General features: G+C 64.5%; 18 protein-coding genes. 3 read left to right on the top strand and 15 right to left on the bottom strand.

Translation table 11 applies throughout. From position 1 onward, the window contains the following. Nucleotides 1-85 precede the first annotated feature (85 nt). On the bottom strand, nucleotides 86-790 hold the full coding sequence (locus tag IVB42_RS28050; RefSeq protein WP_018454354.1) for a hypothetical protein: 705 nt from the start codon (nucleotides 788-790) through the stop codon (nucleotides 86-88). A gap of 29 nt (nucleotides 791-819) precedes the next feature. Continuing rightward, the gene (locus tag IVB42_RS28045; RefSeq protein WP_018454353.1) at nucleotides 820-1,845 is read right to left on the bottom strand and encodes an ABC transporter substrate-binding protein; all 1,026 of its coding nucleotides are present in this window, start codon (nucleotides 1,843-1,845) and stop codon (nucleotides 820-822) included. A 138-nt stretch (nucleotides 1,846-1,983) separates the two neighbouring features. Here IVB42_RS28045 and IVB42_RS28040 point away from each other — a divergent pair, with 138 nt between their 5' ends. Continuing rightward, nucleotides 1,984-2,433, top strand: coding sequence for a cupin domain-containing protein (locus tag IVB42_RS28040; protein WP_018454352.1), 450 nt, complete (start codon nucleotides 1,984-1,986; stop codon nucleotides 2,431-2,433). Nucleotides 2,434-2,478: 45 nt separating this feature from the next. On the opposite strand, the gene IVB42_RS28035 is transcribed toward IVB42_RS28040, so the two are convergent. Together IVB42_RS28035 and IVB42_RS28030 are read right to left on the bottom strand one after the other, a co-directional pair. Continuing rightward, complete coding sequence (locus IVB42_RS28035) at nucleotides 2,479-3,264, bottom strand: ABC transporter permease (protein WP_018454351.1); 786 nt, start codon at nucleotides 3,262-3,264, stop codon at nucleotides 2,479-2,481. Next, complete coding sequence (locus IVB42_RS28030) at nucleotides 3,264-4,082, bottom strand: ABC transporter ATP-binding protein (RefSeq protein ID WP_026232716.1); 819 nt, start codon at nucleotides 4,080-4,082, stop codon at nucleotides 3,264-3,266. Before IVB42_RS28030 ends, IVB42_RS28035 begins: the two co-directional genes overlap by 1 nt. Nucleotides 4,083-4,228: 146 nt before the next feature. On the opposite strand from IVB42_RS28030, the gene IVB42_RS28025 reads away from it, so the two are divergent. Beyond that, nucleotides 4,229-5,011, top strand: coding sequence for an ABC transporter ATP-binding protein (locus IVB42_RS28025; protein WP_018454349.1), 783 nt, complete (start codon nucleotides 4,229-4,231; stop codon nucleotides 5,009-5,011). Beyond that, nucleotides 5,008-6,567 carry a glycine betaine ABC transporter substrate-binding protein gene (locus IVB42_RS28020; protein WP_018454348.1) on the top strand — a complete coding sequence of 520 codons (1,560 nt, stop codon included), beginning with the start codon at nucleotides 5,008-5,010 and terminating at the stop codon, nucleotides 6,565-6,567. The genes IVB42_RS28025 and IVB42_RS28020 overlap by 4 nt, the downstream gene beginning before the upstream one ends. A gap of 56 nt (nucleotides 6,568-6,623) precedes the next feature. On the opposite strand, the gene IVB42_RS28015 is transcribed toward IVB42_RS28020, so the two are convergent. The 11 genes from IVB42_RS28015 to miaA all read right to left on the bottom strand — a co-directional run bounded on the left by IVB42_RS28015 (nucleotide 6,624) and on the right by miaA (nucleotide 18,278). Then, complete coding sequence (locus IVB42_RS28015) at nucleotides 6,624-8,336, bottom strand: sulfatase-like hydrolase/transferase (protein WP_018454347.1); 1,713 nt, start codon at nucleotides 8,334-8,336, stop codon at nucleotides 6,624-6,626. Nucleotides 8,337-8,568: 232 nt separating this feature from the next. Then, the gene (locus IVB42_RS28010) at nucleotides 8,569-8,859 is read right to left on the bottom strand and encodes a DUF1330 domain-containing protein (RefSeq protein ID WP_018454346.1); all 291 of its coding nucleotides are present in this window, start codon (nucleotides 8,857-8,859) and stop codon (nucleotides 8,569-8,571) included. Between the two features lie 62 nt (nucleotides 8,860-8,921). After that, on the bottom strand, nucleotides 8,922-9,773 hold the full coding sequence (locus IVB42_RS28005; protein ID WP_018454345.1) for an SDR family oxidoreductase: 852 nt from the start codon (nucleotides 9,771-9,773) through the stop codon (nucleotides 8,922-8,924). A 472-nt stretch (nucleotides 9,774-10,245) separates the two neighbouring features. After that, the gene (ilvC, locus tag IVB42_RS28000) at nucleotides 10,246-11,265 is read right to left on the bottom strand and encodes a ketol-acid reductoisomerase (protein WP_007600992.1); all 1,020 of its coding nucleotides are present in this window, start codon (nucleotides 11,263-11,265) and stop codon (nucleotides 10,246-10,248) included. A 147-nt stretch (nucleotides 11,266-11,412) separates the two neighbouring features. Continuing rightward, complete coding sequence (locus IVB42_RS27995; protein ID WP_018454344.1) at nucleotides 11,413-12,015, bottom strand: LysE family translocator; 603 nt, start codon at nucleotides 12,013-12,015, stop codon at nucleotides 11,413-11,415. 7 nt (nucleotides 12,016-12,022) lie between these two features. Continuing rightward, nucleotides 12,023-12,898, bottom strand: coding sequence for an EamA family transporter (locus IVB42_RS27990; protein ID WP_018454343.1), 876 nt, complete (start codon nucleotides 12,896-12,898; stop codon nucleotides 12,023-12,025). 69 nt (nucleotides 12,899-12,967) lie between these two features. Further along, a complete protein-coding gene (locus IVB42_RS27985) occupies nucleotides 12,968-13,657 on the bottom strand; it encodes a class I SAM-dependent methyltransferase (protein ID WP_007613338.1) in 690 nt (229 codons plus the stop codon). A 3-nt stretch (nucleotides 13,658-13,660) separates the two neighbouring features. Further along, nucleotides 13,661-14,203 (bottom strand): acetolactate synthase small subunit, encoded by a 543-nt coding sequence (gene ilvN, locus IVB42_RS27980; RefSeq protein ID WP_007613340.1) that lies wholly within the window; start codon nucleotides 14,201-14,203, stop codon nucleotides 13,661-13,663. Nucleotides 14,204-14,226: 23 nt separating this feature from the next. Then, nucleotides 14,227-15,210, bottom strand: a complete 984-nt coding sequence (locus IVB42_RS27975; protein ID WP_026232715.1) for a threonine dehydratase — start codon at nucleotides 15,208-15,210, stop codon at nucleotides 14,227-14,229. Nucleotides 15,211-15,215: 5 nt separating this feature from the next. Continuing rightward, the gene (locus IVB42_RS27970; RefSeq protein ID WP_018454341.1) at nucleotides 15,216-16,991 is read right to left on the bottom strand and encodes an acetolactate synthase 3 large subunit; all 1,776 of its coding nucleotides are present in this window, start codon (nucleotides 16,989-16,991) and stop codon (nucleotides 15,216-15,218) included. A 330-nt stretch (nucleotides 16,992-17,321) separates the two neighbouring features. Further along, a complete protein-coding gene (gene miaA, locus IVB42_RS27965) occupies nucleotides 17,322-18,278 on the bottom strand; it encodes a tRNA (adenosine(37)-N6)-dimethylallyltransferase MiaA (RefSeq protein WP_018454340.1) in 957 nt (318 codons plus the stop codon). Between the last annotated feature and the right edge of the window lie 5 nt (nucleotides 18,279-18,283).

Genomic DNA, 18,283 nt, shown 5'->3' with positions numbered 1-18,283 from the left:
CTGGACGATTGTGCATTGCATTCTTTTTGGTTTTATATTTTCGCCCATCACATGGGCTGAGCGCAGCGATGTCAAGCCTCGCGCATCAGCGCAACGCGAACTGCTGCTCGACGAAGGCCGTGACAAATCGCGGCATGGACGGCGTGAGATCGCTCACCCCGCGCACGAGATGAATGGCCGAGAGCTCTGGCTCGGCCTCGTCCGCCAGATTGGCTTCGATCCGCGCACGCGCCACATCACCCGGCATGTCCAGGTTGACGATTTGCAACATCGCAATCGTCGGGCCGGTGACGACGCAGTGCCAGTCCGGCTCGACCCGATAGTCGGCGGCGGTCAGGCCGGTCTCTTCCTCGAGTTCGCGGATCACGCTGCCGGGAATGTCCAGCGTGTGGCCCCTGACGTCTTCGAGATCGGGCGTACCGGACGGGAAATAAATCCGGCCCGCATTGGCGGTGTGCTGCGCCATCTCACCCATGACGAAGGCGCCGTCGGAGGCGCGCAACGCGCCCATGCCAAAACCGTTGAACACGGCCTTGTCGGGAAAACCCCAATCGCGCCAGGCGAGGAAGCTCGCGAAATCGGTCTCGAAATAGGTCGCAGAAAGATGCCCGTCGGCGAACGTTGCATCACGCCCGAGCAGGACGCGACCGTTCCAGATCTTTGGCCGCTCGCGCTGCTTCTCGGCGAAATGCGTGGCGATCTCGGCGCGCCGCTCCTCCGCGAACGCCCAGACGATCGGCCGCACGGCAAGTTCAAGCGTCGTGACCCGATGAATGATTGGTGACGTCATGACGCCTGATGACCACACCTTCGCGTCAGTTATTTGACGCTTCCCGTGGTCTTCTTGGCCTGCTCGACATACTTGTTGGTGAAGGTCTTGCTGACGTCGATCTTGGCGTTGGCGACCTCGGGCGATCCAACGCTGAACACCGCGAGCACGGCGTCGGCGCCCTTCGGGTCCATCTTGCCGGTCTCGGAGAACATTGGGATCGTGTTCTTCAGTGCCGCGAGATAGAGGTCCTTGTTCTTGCCAACCGTCTCCTCCGGCATCTTCGCCATGATCTCCTCGGGCGAGTGCGAGTGGATCCAGGCGAGCGTGCCCAGGATCGCGTTGGTCAGCGCCTGCGTCTCCTTCTCGTGGCCGGCGACCCAGGCCGCGGTCGAGTACAGCGCGCCGCCCGGATATTCGCCGCCGAACGTCTCAAGTGTATCCTTTTGCGTGCGGGTGTCCGAGAGGATGCGCAGATCCTTGTGGCTGCCCTGGAGCACGGTCACGGAGGGATCGAGCATCACGGCCGCATCGATCTGGCCCTGCTCCATGGCGGCGACCGCAGTGGCGCCGAGGCCAACGCCGATCACGGCGGTGCTGGCGGGATCGACGCCATTCTTCTTCAGCATATACTTCAGGAAGAAGTCAGTGGAGGAGCCGGGCGCGCTGACGCCGACCTTCTTGCCGGCGAGGTCCTTGATCGACTTGATCTCGTTGGTGTGCGACGGCGAAACCACCAGCACGAGGCCGGGATAACGGTCATAGACCACGAAGGCCTGAAGCTCCTGCTTCTTGGCCGCGAGGTTGACGCAATGGTCGAAATAGCCGGAGACCACGTCGGCGCTGCCGCCGAGCACGGCCTTGAGCGCGTCCGAGCCGCCCTTGAGGTCCACGAGCTCAACGTCGAGACCCGCCTTGTCGTATTCGCCGAGCTGCTTTGCCAGCACCGTCGGCAAATAGCACAAACAGGAGCCGCCGCCGATCGCGATCGTGACCTTGCTTTGCGCCGCGGCAAGACCGGTGGTGAGCGTCAGCGCGAGCAGCGCGCCCGCGAGCCTGGCTATCGTGTTCTTCATTGGTTTCCTCCGTTCGGCTGGCGGCACCATAAAGCAGCCGGGCTGGCTTGAGAAGCAGGACCGAAGGCGCTGGCCATCGGCCTTTCGGCGCAATAGCATGAAGCCCACAAGAACAATTCTTGATGGGGAGGATCATCCATGAATCGCCTTGCAATCGGACTGTCGATCGCCACCGCTTTTGCCGCCGGATGCGGCGCAACCCACCTGCTGCGGCCGGCGCTGGCCGCGGAGAACATCCCTCCGCAGATCATCCACACCGGCGAGATGGAGGGCGACGCGCTCGGGAATGCCAACGCCGTCGGCTACCGCTCCAAGACGTTCGCAAGCGCCGATGGCGCCACCATCTCGATCCAGGTCGGCAATGTGCCCAAGCACATGCATCCCAACACCAACGAGATCCAGTACATCTTAGAGGGCACCGGCACGATCTGGTTCGGCGACAAGGAGGTCACGGTGAAGCCGGGCGACCTCGTCATCATCCCGAAGGGGACGCCGCATGGCGGCACCAAGCCGATCAGCGGACAGGTCAAGGCGATCGCGATCAAGACGCCGCCGCAGGCCCCCGATGACACCAAGCTGCTGGATTGAGCTTTCGCGATCCGGGGCTCGCGCGGTGCGCGGGCCCCTCGCGGCTTAGCCACGCCCGTCCACGGTCGGGCGCCAGACCAGCAGTCTCCGCTCCACCAATGTCACGCCAAAATCGATCAGGATGACGAAGGCCGACAGCACGAACATGCCGGCGAAGACGCCGGCGACGTCGAATATGCCCTCGGCCTGCTGAATGAGGTAGCCGAGCCCCGCCGCCGATCCCAGATACTCGCCGACGACGGCACCGACCACGGCAAAACCGACCGACGTGTGCAGCGAGGAGAACATCCACGACAGCGCCGAAGGCCAATAGACGTGCTGCATCAGCTGCCGCTCGCTCATGCCGAGCATGCGGCCGTTGTCCAGCACGGTGCGGCTGACCTCCTTGACGCCCTGATAGACGTTGAAGAACACGATGAAGAACACCAGCGTCACGCCGAGCGCGACCTTGGACCAGATGCCCAGCCCAAGCCACAGCGCGAAGATCGGCGCCAGCACCACACGCGGCAGAGCGTTGACCATCTTGACGTAGGGATCGAACACCGCGGCGACCAGCGGCTGGCGCGCGAACCAGAAGCCGATCAGCACACCGCCGGCCGATCCGATCACGAAGGCCAGGATCGATTCCGTCAGCGTGATGCCGAGATGCTTCCAGATCACACCGGACGAGAACCATTTGACGATCTGGGCGAAGACATCGACCGGATTGGAGAAGAAGAACGGCGGCAGCAGGATCTTGCCGAACACGGGCACGGTCGACAGCAATTGCCACAGCGCGAGGCAGACCACCGCGACCAGCACTTGCAGCGTAAGCAGCGTGACGCGCGACATCAGACCGCCTCCGCCGCTTGCGTGGACTGCGCATAGCCCTTCATGACCTCGTCCTTGAGCACGCTCCAGATCTCGCGATGAAGCGCATGGAATTCCTTGTCCAGCCGCACTTCGAAAATGTCGCGCGGGCGCGGCAGGCTCACGCGCCAGTCGCCGATGATGCGGGAGGACGGCCCCGCCGACATGATCACGACGCGGTCGGCGAGCGCGATCGCCTCTTCCAGATCATGGGTGACGAACAGCACGGCCTTGCGGTCAGCGTTCCAGAGGTCGAGCAACAGGTTGCCCATCACCTGCCGGGTCTGTGCATCCAGCGGTCCGAACGGCTCATCCATCAGCAGGATCTTTGGATCGCGGATCAGCACCTGCGCCAGCGCCACGCGCTTGCGCTGGCCGCCCGAGAGCATGTGCGGATAGCGGTTGGCGAAGGCACCCAAGCCGACCGAGGTCAGCCATTTCTGCGCCCGCGGCAGTGCCTCGCTGCGCGGCGTGCCGCTGACTTCGAGCCCGATCGCGACGTTGTCGAGCGCGGTCTTCCAGGGGAACAGCGCATCGGCCTGGAACAGGTAGCCGGCGTCCCGGTTCAGCCCGGCAAGTGGCTGGTCGAATATCCTGACGCTCCCCGCAGCCGGCTTCAGCAGCCCGGCCGCGACGTTGAGCAGTGTTGATTTCCCGCAGCCGGTCGGGCCGACGATGGCGACGAACTCGCCCTGCGCCACCGTCAGATGCGCCTTCTCCACCGCCGTATAGACCCGCCCGTCCCCCAACTGGAACGCGACCTTGGCATCTTCCAGCGCCACTGCCGTAGGCGTTATCATATGCTTCCTCCGAACTTGGCCCGATGCCTTAGCCGCTCGCGCGACCAAGTTCAATCAAGCCGCCAAGCGTGCTACGCATGGGCCTTGTCATCCCCTCCCTTCCCCCTCCCTTCCCTGGGGCGGGTCAGCGCAGTGAGCCCCGCCCGATGCCGTCCAGGCCGATGATTGGCTATGCCCACGTCACCAAGAGCTTCGGCGCGCTCAAGGCCGTGGACGATGTGTCACTCGACATCGCCGAAGGCGAATTTGTAGCCGTCGTCGGCGGCTCGGGTTCGGGCAAGACGACGCTGCTGCGGCTCGCCAACCGCCTGATCGAGGCGGATGGGGGCACGATCACGGTCGAGGGCGACGACGTGCAATCCGTCGATCCGGTCGCGCTGCGGCGCCGCATCGGCTACGTTTTCCAGAGCGGCGGACTGTTCCCGCATCTGAGCGTCGCCGACAATATCGGGATCACGCCGAAGCTGCTCGGCGTCTCGGCAGCGGATATCGCAACACGGGTCGATGAGTTGCTCGAGCTCGTGCAGCTCGACCGGGCCGCCCATCGCGGGCGGTTGCCGGATGCGCTCTCGGGCGGCCAGCGCCAGCGTGTCGGCGTGGCGCGGGCGCTTGCGGCAAGGCCCCGCATCGTGCTGATGGATGAGCCATTCGGCGCGCTCGATCCCCTTACCCGCGATGCGCTCGGCGACGATTTTCGCGAGCTGCACCGCAAGCTCGGCCTGACCACCGTGATGATCACCCACGACATGACGGAAGCGATCCTGCTCGCCGACCGCATCGCGGTGATGCGCAGCGGGAAGCTGCTGGCGCAGGGCACGCCAGTGGAGCTCTCGAAAAGCAGCGACGCCTACGTGCTGGAGCTGCTGCGGACGCCGCGACGCCAGGTCGAGCGATTGAACGCGCTGCTGCTAAAGGGCGGGGCGGCATGAGCCTTTTCACGGATCCGCGTTGGGGCGAAGCGCTGGCGCATTTGCCCGACTATCTCGGCAACCACGTGCGGGTGAGTCTCGCCGCGCTTGCGCTCGGCCTGATCGTCAGCCTGCCGCTGGCGATTCTGACGCGCAACCGTCCCACGCCGCGCGCTGTGCTGCTCGCGCTCGCCAGCATCGTGCAGACGGTGCCCGGGCTGGCGCTGCTCGCGCTGTTCTATCCGCTCCTGCTGCTCGCGGCCTCCGTGGCGCTGGCCTGGTTCGGCGTCTCCTTCTCCGCTTTCGGCTTCCTGCCGGCGATGCTGGCGCTGGCGCTCTATTCGATGCTGCCGGTGCTGCGCAATGGCATCACCGGCCTCAACGGCATCGATCCCGCGCTGATAGAGGCTGCCAAAGGCGTCGGAATGACCGCGCGGCAGTCGCTGGTGATGGTCGAACTGCCGCTGGCGCTGCCGGTCATGATGGCGGGGATCCGCACCGCCGCGGTGTGGGTGATCGGCACCGCGACGCTGTCGACCCCGATCGGGCAGACCAGCCTCGGCAATTACATCTTTGCCGGGCTCCAGACCCAGAACTGGGTGTTCGTGCTGTTCGGCTGCTTTGCCTCGGCCCTGCTGGCGCTCGCCGTCGATCAACTGCTCGGCCTGGTCGAGAGCGGCCTGCGCTGGCGCAGCCGCGTGCGTGCGGCGCTTGGCGCGGCCGGGATCGCGGCACTGGTCGCCGCAACATTGGTGCCGACGATGGGGCGCTCGTCACAGAACTATGTCGTCGGCGCCAAGACGTTCGCCGAGCAGTATGTGCTGTCGGCGCTGATGCGGGACCGGCTTCAGGCCGCCGGTCTCGCCGCCGTCGCACGCTCCGGTCTCGGCTCAAGCGTGATCTTCGAGGCGTTGAAAGCCGGCGATATCGATCTCTACGTCGATTATTCCGGCACGCTCTGGGCCAATCAGCTTCACCGCACGGACATCAAGCCGCGCGCGGAGCTGTTGGCGGAGCTGCAGACAACGCTTGCGAAGGAGAACATCACCCTGCTCGGCGAGCTCGGTTTCGAGAACGCCTATGCGCTGGTGATCCCGAAGAAGCGCGCCGAGGCGCTTGGCATCCGCACCATCGCCGATCTCGCCGCGCATGCTTCGACCCTGTCGATCGCCGGCGACTATGAGTTTTTCTCGCGACCCGAATGGGCGGCGCTGCAAAAGGCCTATGGCCTCTCGTTCCGCGCCCAGCGCCAGATGCAGCCGGACTTCATGTATGCGGCCGTCGCCAGCGGCGAGGTCGATGTCATCGCCGGCTACACCAGCGACGGGTTGATCGCAAAATACGATCTCGTTGCGCTCGACGATCCCAGGCACGCGATCCCGCCCTACGATGCGATCCTGCTGCTGGCCCCAAAGCGCGCCGGCGACGAACGGCTGCGGGCCGCGGTGAAGCCGCTGCTCGGCAAGATCGACATCGCGACCATGCGCGAAGCTAATTTGCGCGCCGCCGGCAATGACGCGAATTCGTCGCCGGATGCAGTGGCGAAATGGCTGTGGGAGAAGGTGGGTGGGCGGTAGCCGCGCCATTCGTTCGATGTCGTCCTGGCCTTCGCCAGGACGACGTTGGAGAGACGCTACAGCCCCCTGATCATCCCCGCATCGATCAGCAGCCGGTTAAGCCGGCGCGCTTCGGCCCCGTCCTTGCATCCGTAGAATATGCCCTTGCAGCGGAGCATGATCTCCTTCTGCTCGGCGAAGGACGGATCGAGCGGGATGCCGGCGGCTTCCTGGATAACCAGCGGCAGATACGGGCCGTCGACCGTGTCCATCACGGCCTCGCTTTTCACCGGCTCGAAATTGACGGCGTCGATCGCGTAGTAAGTCGCGTAGAGACGTGCGTCGTAGGCGTCGAGCTTCTTGCCGAGAGCGCCCTCGTCGAGCCCGGGCTCGAGGATACCGGGCGCGAATTCCGGCTGATGATCGCCGTAGCGCACGATCAGGAAGGGTTCGCCGGGAAATTTCTTCTTCAAGCCCGCGAGGAAAGCGTTGTACTGCTCGGCGCTCATCGCCTGCCGCCGCAGGTACTCGTCGATGGACGGCACATTGCCCGGTGCGCGCCAGTTCGGCAGCAGATCCGGGCGGAAGCGCGTCTCCCAGGGGAAATGATTGGCGCCGAGATAGATGAAGGTGAACAGCGGCTTGTTCGGCGTCCGCTCGCCCATCAGCCGGAGCGCCTTGTCGTAGAAGAAGCTATCCGGCTCGACATCCTTGGCGCCGAGATCCTTGGAGTCGAGAAAGCGTTCGATGCCGGTCGTCACCTGAAAGCTGCGCGCGGCCATGAAGCCGCCATAGGCGGGGTACAGCGACATCGTGTCGTAGCCGCAGCGGCGCAGCGCCAGCGGCAGGCCGCGCTCGACACGGCCTGTTGCAATGCGCGTCACGAAATAGGCGAAGCGGCCGAACGAGCGCGACGACAACCCCGCGAGCACGTTGTATTCGGTGAACCAGCTCGGCCCGCCATTGCTCTCGGCCAGGAACGCGCGCTCCTTGCCGTCCCAGGATTTGAAATGGCTGCCGTAGCCGGCCGGCACCTTGATGCCCTGCGCGGCGCGGATGTCGAAGCTCGATTCATCATGGACCATGATGATGTTCGGCCGCCGGCCGGCAGGATGGCAGGCATCGACCAGCGGCATGTTGAGCCGTTCGTTGGTCGAAGCGGCCGACTCCATGAAGCCGTATTGCGCGAAGTCGGAGACCGCGCTGACGCCGGAGCGGAAGAACTTCGAGAGATAGCCGTCGTCGTAATAGCCGCGCCAAGCCTCGTCCGGATGGTGGAGCGAATAGCCGACCAGCGCGGCGAGGCAGGCGAGCATCGAGGCGAGCGCCGGTAGCCTACGGATGCGGAATGGGTCGAGCCACCACAGCGCATACATCAGCGGCAGCGTGACCAGGCCGGCCCCGATCACCGACCAGCGCAAATTCGGGAAGATCGTGAACAGGAACGCCACCGTGTCGCGGTCGATCATCATCAGGTCGATGAAGTTGGCCGTCATCTGCACGACGTCGTGCTTCAGCCGTGACAGCAGCACCAGCACCACGACCATAGTCAGCGACAGCGCACCCGAGAGCGCCGGCCGCCGCAGCAGCGCGATCCAGAAGAAGTTGAGGATGCCCCAGGCCAGCACGAAGGAGAGCCGTGCGCCGAAATCCGTCTCGGTCTCGTACATCAGGACGAGCGCCGCGAGATGCGGCGCTGCAACCGCGAGCAGCCGCCAGATGCCGAGCGCAGCGACGCTTGCCAGCACGGCGGTCGTGGCAGAAGGACCTGGATTGGGCGCGGACGCCATCGACGACACGCAACTGCTGGTCCGGCACGGTGATGCCGAGCCGGCTGACCGGGCCTGCGGCGTTCGGCGCAGCCGGAAGGCCTGCACCGTGTCATAAAACTGTAATTGAACGGTCACGGACAAGCAACGCGTGTCGCGGTCCGACCTTCGCTTAATGTTAGCGGAAGCCGATCGGTCTCCGGGCCCAATTCGTCCCTAGGGCAAATCCCGCAGTGCAGAACCGACTTGCCGTCTAGTCGAGGCCTTCGACGCTGACCAGGCGGGCAGAACTGCAAGCGTCCCGGACCGCTTTGAGACCCTGGTAGGTCGCGCCTGTGTAAAATGCCTCCCAGGCTGCGACGGATGGGAATTCCAGCAGAACGATCCTGCGGGGCTGCCAGTCTCCCTCGTAGACCTTGTGGGCGCCCCCTCGCGCCAGATATCGAGCTCCAGCGGCCTCCAGGGCGGGCTTCACGCCCAACATGAAGCTTTGGTACTGCTGCAAATCCCTGATCTCGACGTCGAAAATCACATAAGCCGGCATCTCAAGACGCTCCCACGATCGGAAATTGATCACCTGTCCGGCAATGGTCTCACCTCGGAGGCTCAGCCCTGCGGCAGCAGCCCGAGCCGCTTGGCGATGATGCGGTCGACCACACGCTTGGGCAGCGTGGCCGTCATCAAATGCCGCATCCGGTCCGGCGTGATCTGGTAGCGAACCTTGGGCCTCTCGGCGGTGAGCGCCTCGAAAACGACCTCGGCAATCCGCTCGGCCGGCAGCCCGGTCTCGCCGAGCTTCATCATGAACGCCATGACCTTGTTCAGCGCCGGCAGATAAGGCGAGTTCTGGTAGACCGAAAGATCGATCTGCTCGGCCTTGCTCCAGATCGGCGTCTTGACGGCGCCGGGTGCGACGATAATGACGTCGATGCCAAACAGCATCAATTCGCGGCGCAAGCTCTCCGACAGACCTTCGATGGCATGCTTGGAGGTGCAGTAAGGCGCCGACAACGGATTGCCGTTCTTGCCCGCGACCGAGCTGATCATCACGATCCGGCCCTTCGGTCCCTCCAGCGACGGGTCGGCGCCCAGCAGCGGCCCAAAGGCCTGCGTCGCGATGACCGGGCCGATGACGTTGATCTCCATCTGCCGGCGAAAGTCGTCGACCGACAATTCGAGCACGGGACCGGCGACCGCGACGCCGGCGTTGTTGACGAGACCGGCCAGCGTCTCGCCGCCCAGCGCCTCGCGGACTTTTCGCGCAGCCGCGAGGACCGCCGCCTCGTCGGTGACGTCGAACAGCAGCGCCGTGAAGTTCGTACCGAATTCACCCATGAGCCGATCCGCATCGGCCTGCTTGCGGACACTACCGAAAACACGATAGCCGCGCCCGATCAGAAACTTCGCAATGGCCCAGCCGATGCCGGTGGACGCGCCGGTGACGACGACGGATCGCATGATCTTCCTCCCCAAGAGCTCCCGCGATCATGCAGGCGAAAGGTGCCGGGGCGCAATGCCGTCCACCGCTCAAGGAGACGCCGCGGGTGTCAGTTCTTAAGTTGAAGGCGAGGTGCGAACCTCGCGACGTGCGATTGATTGCATCCTGAAGGTATGGATGAAGAGCCGAATCCTTGACCCTGAAGACGCTGGGCTTTTGAGGATCGGGAGCTTCTGAGAAATTCCGAAAACAACGCGAGACCAAGAATGTGGTTTAAGCGTCAGTTCTTCATGCTCAGGGAGCACTTCAGCTCGCGAAGAATTTGAATGAAGCAGCAATGCTTCGCGCGAGACGAAAAGAGCGAGACCGCTGGTTGCGATCTCGCTCGAATATAATCGCGAAGATTTAAGAATTGGTTTGGCGAGCGAAGCTTGTGTTTTCGCTCGCGTGTCCGGATGCGGCGCAACCGATACGCCGCATCCGAACGGCCGCTTAGTTCTTCGACTTGTCGACCAGCGCGCCCTTCTTGATCCAGGGCATCATGTCGCGCAGCTTGGCGCCGACTTCCTCGATCGGGTGCTCGGCGAGCTTGGCGCGGGTCGCCTTGAACGAGGTCTGGTTGACCTTGTTCTCGAGCATCCAGTCGCGGGCGAACTTGCCGGACTGGATGTCGTTCAGAACCCGCTTCATCTCCTTCTTGGTCTCGTCGGTGACGATGCGCGGGCCGGTGACGTACTCACCGTACTCCGCGGTGTTGGAGATCGAGTAGTTCATGTTGGCGATGCCGCCTTCATAGATCAGGTCGACGATCAGCTTCACTTCGTGCAGGCACTCGAAATAGGCCATCTCCGGGGCGTAGCCGGCTTCGACCAGCGTCTCGTAGCCGCCCTTGATCAGCTCGACCAGGCCGCCGCAGAGCACGACCTGCTCGCCGAACAGGTCGGTCTCGCATTCTTCCTTGAAAGTGGTCTCGATGATGCCAGCACGGCCGCCGCCGACGGCGGAGGCGTAGGACAGGCCGAGGTCGTGGGCGTTACCCGAGACGTCCTTGGCGATCGCGATCAGGCAGGGCACGCCGCCGCCACGCTGGTATTCCGAACGCACCGTGTGGCCGGGGCCCTTCGGCGCGATCATCAGAACGTCGAGATCGGCGCGCGGGTCGAGCAGGTTGAAGTGGACGTTGAGACCGTGCGCGAAGACGAGGGCGGCGCCCTTCTTCATGTTGTCGTGCAGGTGCTCGCGGTAAATGTCGCCCTGGAGCTCGTCCGGGGTCAGCATCATGACCAGGTCGGCCCATTTGGCGGCCTCGGCGACTTCCATCACCTTGAAGCCGGCAGCTTCCGCCTTCTTGGCCGAGGCCGAACCCTTGCGGAGCGCAATCGCCACGTCCTTGACGCCGGAATCCTTCAGGTTCAGCGCATGGGCGTGGCCCTGGCTGCCATAGCCGACGATGACGACCTTCTTGCCCTTGATCAGGTTCAGGTCGGCGTCGCGATCGTAATAAACACGCATGGTCGTTTCCTCGTTCAGGGGCCGGAATCGGCCGTTGGTCAGGTCTTGTCGGTCAGGTCTCGGACGGTGAAATTTGCGGATTTCGGGGGCTGTCTAGAGCATTTTCGGCCCCCTGGGAAACCCGTTTCTGCATGGAAAGCTGAGGCATCATGCATCCATAACGACGGGGTAGAGAGACGCCAGCAGCAGGATCGCCATCAGGATGTTGAAGGCGCGGACCAGCCGCTCGGAGGTCAGCACCGGCCGTAGTGCAGTGCCGAACAGGACCCAGACCACGGTCGAGACCGCGCCGACGAGTAGGCTGACCAGGGTCTGGATCGCGATATTGATGGGGAATCGGGCAATCGCCGCGTAGGCGGTGATTGTGCCGATCACGATCACCCAGCCCTTGGCGTTGATCCACTGGAACATCGCCGCGCCCCAGAAGGTCATCGGGCCGCGGCCGGTCTCGCCGTCCGGCGTGGTCGGGCCGGACAAAGCAATCACGGCGGCAAGGTAAATCAGATAGACCGCGCCGGCGTATTTCAGGATGGTCTGAAGGATCGGATAGGCCAGAAACACTGTGCCGAGCCCGAGACCCACGGCGGCGATCATGAAAGCAAAGCCGATGACGATACCGGCGATGTGGGGGATGGTGCGCCGAAAGCCGTAGGTCAGGCCCGAGGCCAGCAGCATGATGTTGTTCGGCCCGGGCGTGAAATACATCACGACCATAAAGGCGAGGAAGGCATAGAAGAGCGAATAGGCCATAGTCACCTCACGCGGTCTTCGGCAGGACTTGCGGACGCTTCGCGAGCACCATCACCGCGATACCGCCGATCACGGTGAGCATGCCGGCGAGACGCAGCGGGCCGAACCGCTCGCCGAACACGATGCTGGACGCAGCCGAGCCGACGAACGGCACCAGCAGCGCGAACGGCACCACTTGCGCAGGGGGATAGTCACGTAGCAGCCGGCCCCACAGCCAATAGGCGATGCTGGTGGAGATGCCGCCGATCAACAGCAGGCAAATGAGGCCGGTGAGCGACATGTGGATCAGCGACTGCCAGGTCGGCGTTGGTCCGTTGACGACCAGCGTGAGCGCGAACAGCGGCACCGCGGTGGCGAGGCACAACCAGGCGAACAGATCGAACATCGGCACGCCGCGGGCGCCGCGCAGCAGGACATTGCCGACCGCAAAGCTGACCGGCGCGATCATCAGCACGGCGAAGGCACCGACGCTGAAATCATAGCCGACCGTGCCGCAGATCATCAAAAGGCCGATGGCTGCGATGACGATGCCCAGCGTCTGCACCGGCGTCGGCCGCTCACCGAATGCGATCGCGGCAAAGCCGATCGTGAACAGCGCCTGGCTCTGCACGACGACGCTGGTCAGCCCCACCGGCACGCCATGGGCGATGCCATAGGCCTGGCTCAGAAATTGGCCGAGAAAGAGCGTGAAGCTGATCGCGATCAGGAGCGACCAGGCGACTTTGGGCTTGCGGATGAATAGGCACGGCACCGCGGCAATGGTGAAGCGCATCGCCGTCATCAGCTCCGGCGAAAATTCGTCGAGCGCGATCCGGCTCGCCACGAAGGCAAGCCCCCAGATGACCGCCACCAGGATGGCGATGAGGATGTCGGCCGGCTTCATTGTCGTTCCCGGTTCTGCCCTGTCGTGCAGCCCTGTTTGTTGTTCTGGTCGAGCCTTGCTCGCCGGCCGTTACGTGGAGGAATTGGGTTTCCGCAGCAGATAGGTGCCGTGCATCGGGGCGTGGTAATCGGCCGAGACCAGCGTGAAGCCGACGTCGGTCAGCATCCGCTCCATGACCCAGCCGAAAGTGGAATACTCGTCGCGCATGTGGGTGACGACGCTTTCACGCGGGACATCGTGGTTCTTGATCTCAAAGTCGGCCCATTGGTCAACGTCGCGCTCGACGGCATCGGGCATCGAGGCGTAGACGATGTCGCGCAAATAGAAAGTGGCACCGGGCTTGAGCGCGCGATAGATCCGCGACATGGCTACCGCCTTCCAGAAATCCGGCAGATGGTGCAGCGTGAACTCGCTGACGATCAGGTCATAGGATTCCGGCCGGTAGGCGAAGCTGAGCAGGCCGGCGGACTGCGTGCGCACGGGCGCCTTGCGGTCGCGCGCGTAGATCTCGGCGAGCGCCAGCATCGCGGGCGAGATGTCGATGGCATCGACCTCGGCGCCCATCAGCGCCGCCTCGGTCGCGAGCACGCCGTTGCCGCAACCGATATCGGCAATGCGCCAGCCGCGCTGGACGCCGAGCATTTTCAGCGCGGCGCGCGCCCGTAGATCGGCATCGTCATGACTGTCGTAGATCGAGGCCACTGCAGGCCCGATCCCCATCCGGTTCCGCTCGTTGTAATACCAGTCGCGCGCCAGCATGGCTCACATTCCCTCAGGCCCGCGACCAATCGCGGCAACACCGGTGCGCGACACTTCGACAAGGCCAAGCGGACGCATCAGGTCGATAAACTGATTGATCTTGTCTGTATTGCCTGTGATCTCGAACACGAAGCTCTCGGTGGTGGCATCGATCACGCGGGCGCGGAACGCGTCCGCCAGCCGCAGCGCCTCGACGCGATGCTCGCCCTGCCCGCGTACCTTGACCATCGCCAGCTCGCGCTCGATCGAGCGCTTGGTCAGCGTCATGTCGACGACGCGATAGACCGGGATCATGCGGTCGAGCTGATGCTTTATCTGCTCGATCACCATGGGCGTACCCGTGGTGACGATAGTGATGCGCGAGAGATGCTTCTGGCTCTCGGTCTCCGAGACCGTGAGGCTCTCGATGTTGTAGCCGCGCCCCGAGAACAGGCCGATGACGCGCGCGAGCACGCCGGGCTCGTTCTGCACGAGCACCGAAAGCGTATGCGTCTCGTTCGGGTCGTGGCGCTCCTCGATGAAATAGGCAGATGCGGGCTGGTTCATTGTCGTCCCCTTCATTCTCGTCGTTACGCCGTCGCCTGATGAGCGACCGGCGCATCCGTCCCGACCCAACCGCGGAACAGATCGAAATCGATATTGCCGCCGGACAGCACGAGACCGACGCGCTTGCCCGACAATCCTGTCTTGTCCTGAAGCGCCGCGGCGAGCGCGGCGGCGCCGGCGCCTTCGGCGAGATTGTGCGTGTCGGTCCAGAGCGCATGGATCGCGAGCGCGATTTCATCGTCCGTCACCTGGACGATACGCGAGGCGCCCTTGAGGATGACCGCGAGCGCTTCCGGATCGGGAATCCGCGTCGCCATGCCGTCCGCGAGCGTGTTGCTGGTCTCGGTGGTCACCACCTGACCCGCCGCGAACGACAGCGCGTAGGACGGCGCCTCGGTCGACTGCACGCCCACGATCTCGGTCTTCAGGCCGAGCAGATCGCGCGCCATGATACAGCCGCAGATCCCCGAGCCTTGCCCGATCGGCACATAGAGGATGTCGAGATCGGGCGCGGCCCGGAACAATTCGAGCGCATAGGTCGCCACGCCCAGCACCAGGTCCGTATGGAACGACGGCACCATGTGCAGCCCGGCGAACTGCGCGTGGCGTCCGGCTTCCTCGCGTGCGGCCTGAAAGTCCTCGCCGTGCTCAACGAGTTCGGCGCCGAACGCCTTCATCGCGCGGTTCTTCTCGACCGAATTGCCGCGCGGCACATAGATCACGGCAGTTACGCCATGGCGGCTCGCCGCAAAGGCGAGGCTCTGGCCATGATTGCCGCGCGTCGCCGAGATGATGCCCGGAATGTTCGGCCGTTCGCGCTTCAGCCGATCGAGATAGACCAACCCGCCGCGCACCTTGAAGGCGCCCGTCGGCGTGTGATTCTCGTGCTTGACCACGACCTGCGTGCCGAGCCGCTCGGCGAGCAGCGGCCAGGCGTGCGCCGGCGTTGCCGGCACCGCCTGCCCCACGATCGCATGTGCGCGTTCGAGCTCGTTCAGGTCGAACATCACGCTCACACCAGCGCCTTACCGCCGGCGAACGCCTTCGCGGTGGCTTCGTCGTTGGCCTGCTCCGGCAACAGCATCTCGTTGTGCGCCTTGCCGGAGGGGATCATCGGGAAACAGTTTTCCAGCGACGCGACGCGGCAGTCGAACAGCACCGGGCGCTTGACCGAGATCATCTCCTGGATGGCGCCGTCGAGATCACCGGGCTTGTGCACCTGGAGGCCGACGCCGCCGTAGGCTTCCGCGAGCTTGACGAAGTCCGGCATCGCCTCCGAATAGGAATGCGACAGGCGGTTGCCATGGAGCAGCTGCTGCCACTGCCGCACCATGCCCATGTACTGGTTGTTCAGGATGAAGATCTTGATCGGCAGCTCGTACTGCACAGCCGTCGACATCTCCTGCATCGTCATCTGCACCGAGGCATCACCCGCGATGTCGATGACGAGGCTGTCGGGATGGGCAACCTGCACGCCAACCGCGGCCGGCAGGCCGTAGCCCATGGTGCCGAGACCGCCCGAGGTCATCCAACGATGCGGCTCCTCGAAGCCGTAGAACTGCGCGGCCCACATCTGATGCTGACCGACCTCGGTGGTGATGTAGGTGTCCTTGCCGCGCGTCGCCTCGAACAGGCTCTGGATCGCATGCTGCGGCAGGATGACGTCGTTGCTCTTCCTGAAATAGAGCGAGTTGCGGGCGCGCCACTGCGCGATCTGCTGCCACCAGGCCTTGATGTCGGGCTTCTTCGCCTCCGCCTTGAACACCTGGAGAATGTCGCCGAGGATGTTGCCGCAGTCGCCGATGATCGGCACGTCGACGCGGATGTTCTTGTTGATCGAAGACGGGTCGATGTCGATGTGGATCTTCTTCGACCCCGGCGAGAACGCATCGACGCGGCCGGTGATGCGGTCGTCGAAGCGCGCGCCGACGCACAGCATGACGTCGCAATCATGCATGGTCATGTTGGCTTCATAGGTGCCGTGCATGCCGAGCATGCCGAGCCAGCTCTTGCCCGAGGCGGGATATGCGCCGAGGCCCATCAGGGTGGAGGTGATCGGAAAGCCGGTGACCTCGACCAGCTCGCGCAGCAGCCTGGTCGCCTCGGGACCGGAATTGATCACGCCGCCGCCGCTATAGATCACGGGGCGCTTGGCGCCTGCGAGCAGCGCGACGGCCTTGCGGATTTGCGTCGCATCGCCCTTCACGCGCGGCGCGTAGGAGCGATGCACGTCGGATTTGCGCGGCGGATGATAGGTGCCGGTCGCGAACTGCACGTCCTTGGGCACGTCGACGAGCACCGGGCCCGGCCGACCCGTGGTCGCAACGTAAAACGCCTCGTGCAGCACCTTTGCGAGATCGTTGACGTCGCGCACCAGCCAGTTGTGCTTGGTGCAGGGGCGCGTGATGCCGACGGTGTCGCATTCCTGGAACGCGTCGTTGCCGATCAGGTGCGTCGGCACCTGGCCGGAGATGCAGACCAGCGGGATCGAGTCCATCAGCGCGTCGGTGAGCGGCGTCACCATGTTGGTGGCGCCGGGGCCGGAGGTCACCAGTGCAACGCCCGGCCTGCCGGTCGAACGCGCATAGCCCTCGGCGGCGTGGCCCGCGCCCTGCTCATGCCGAACCAGGATGTGCTGGACCTCGCTTTGCTGGAAGATCTCGTCGTAGATCGGGAGCACCGCGCCGCCGGGGTAGCCGAAAATGTCGGTCACGCCATGATCGATGAGCGCGCGGACGATCATCGCGGCGCCGGTCATCTGGTTCGGATCGTGGCTCTTGTCGCTCATTGGCTTGCTCCGGATGCGCTGTTGTCAGCGGCTTCGTTCGTGTCGGGTTTTCGGAAATAAAAAAGGCCCCGAAGAGGGCCCATGCACACCGCCTGTCATGTGGATGGCAGCTAGCCACCCCCGGCGGTGTGCCTGGGTACGACGGCGATAAGGAGTTTGGTAATAATGTTACGCATGGCAGGTGCCCGGCTTCCCAAAGGTTGCGCGAAACATAGCGGCCAGCGCCCCGATGTCAAGGCAATGCGGCCGTTCCCGCGCGATTTTGGCAGTGTAGCGGTGTTCCCGGGGTTGGGCGAGAGGTAAATTCGGGAGCCGAGGCACAAAAGCGTGTCAGCCTTGGTCCCGCGCCGCGTTCACGATCGCCGCCAGCCAGCCCCGAATCTCCCCCGGCTTCACCCACTCGAATTCGGGCAATTGGTGCCGGAACCAGGTGAACTGCCGCTTGGCGTAGTGGCGGGTGTCGGCGCGGCCGATGGTCGCCGCCTGCTCCAGGCTGAGCTCACCGCGCAGATGCCGGATTAGCGCCGGCACGCCATGAGCCTTCATCGCCGGCAGCAGCGGATCGAGGTTTCGGGCGGCGAGACGCACCGCCTCCTCTAGCGCGCCGGCACCCAACATGGCGTCGAAGCGGGCGTCGATGCGCGCATAGAGCTCGTCGCGCTCGGGCGCGAGGAACACCGCCCGAAAACTGTCCTTGGGCAAGAGCGGCGGCTGGCCCTCATGATGCCAGTCCAGCAGCGAACGGCCGGTGGCTTCGACCACTTCGAGCGCGCGCGCAATGCGCGTGCGATCGCGACGGTTCAAGCGCTCGGCCGCCCGCGGATCGGAGGCTGCGAGTTCGTCGTGCAGCGCTTCGACGCCGTTCCGCTCCAGCCGCGCCCGGACGTCCTCGCGCACCTCGAGAGGGATCGGTGGCACCACGGAAAGGCCCGCCGTGAGCGCCTTGAAATAGAGCCCGGTGCCGCCGATGAAGATCGGCAGGCGCCCTTCGGCTTTCGCCGCTTCGAGCGCCTTGGCCGCGTCGCCCACCCAGGCACCGGCTGAAAAATTCACGGCCGCATCGACATGGCCGTACAGGCGATGAGGCACCTGCGCCTCGTCGCCAAGGGTGGGGCGCGCGGTGATGATGCGGAGGTCACGGTAGACCTGCATGGAATCGGCATTGATCACGACCCCGCCCGCAGCGAGCGCAAGCTCGAGCGCCAGCGCCGACTTGCCGCTGGCGGTCGGGCCTGCGATAAGCACCGCCTTGCCAACATGCCTTCTGCCGACTTGCCCCTCGCTCACGAAAA

Source organism: Bradyrhizobium sp. 45 (genome assembly GCF_023073155.1).
Classification (GTDB): domain Bacteria; phylum Pseudomonadota; class Alphaproteobacteria; order Rhizobiales; family Xanthobacteraceae; genus Bradyrhizobium; species Bradyrhizobium canariense_D.
This window is presented reverse-complemented; position numbering and strand designations above follow the sequence as displayed.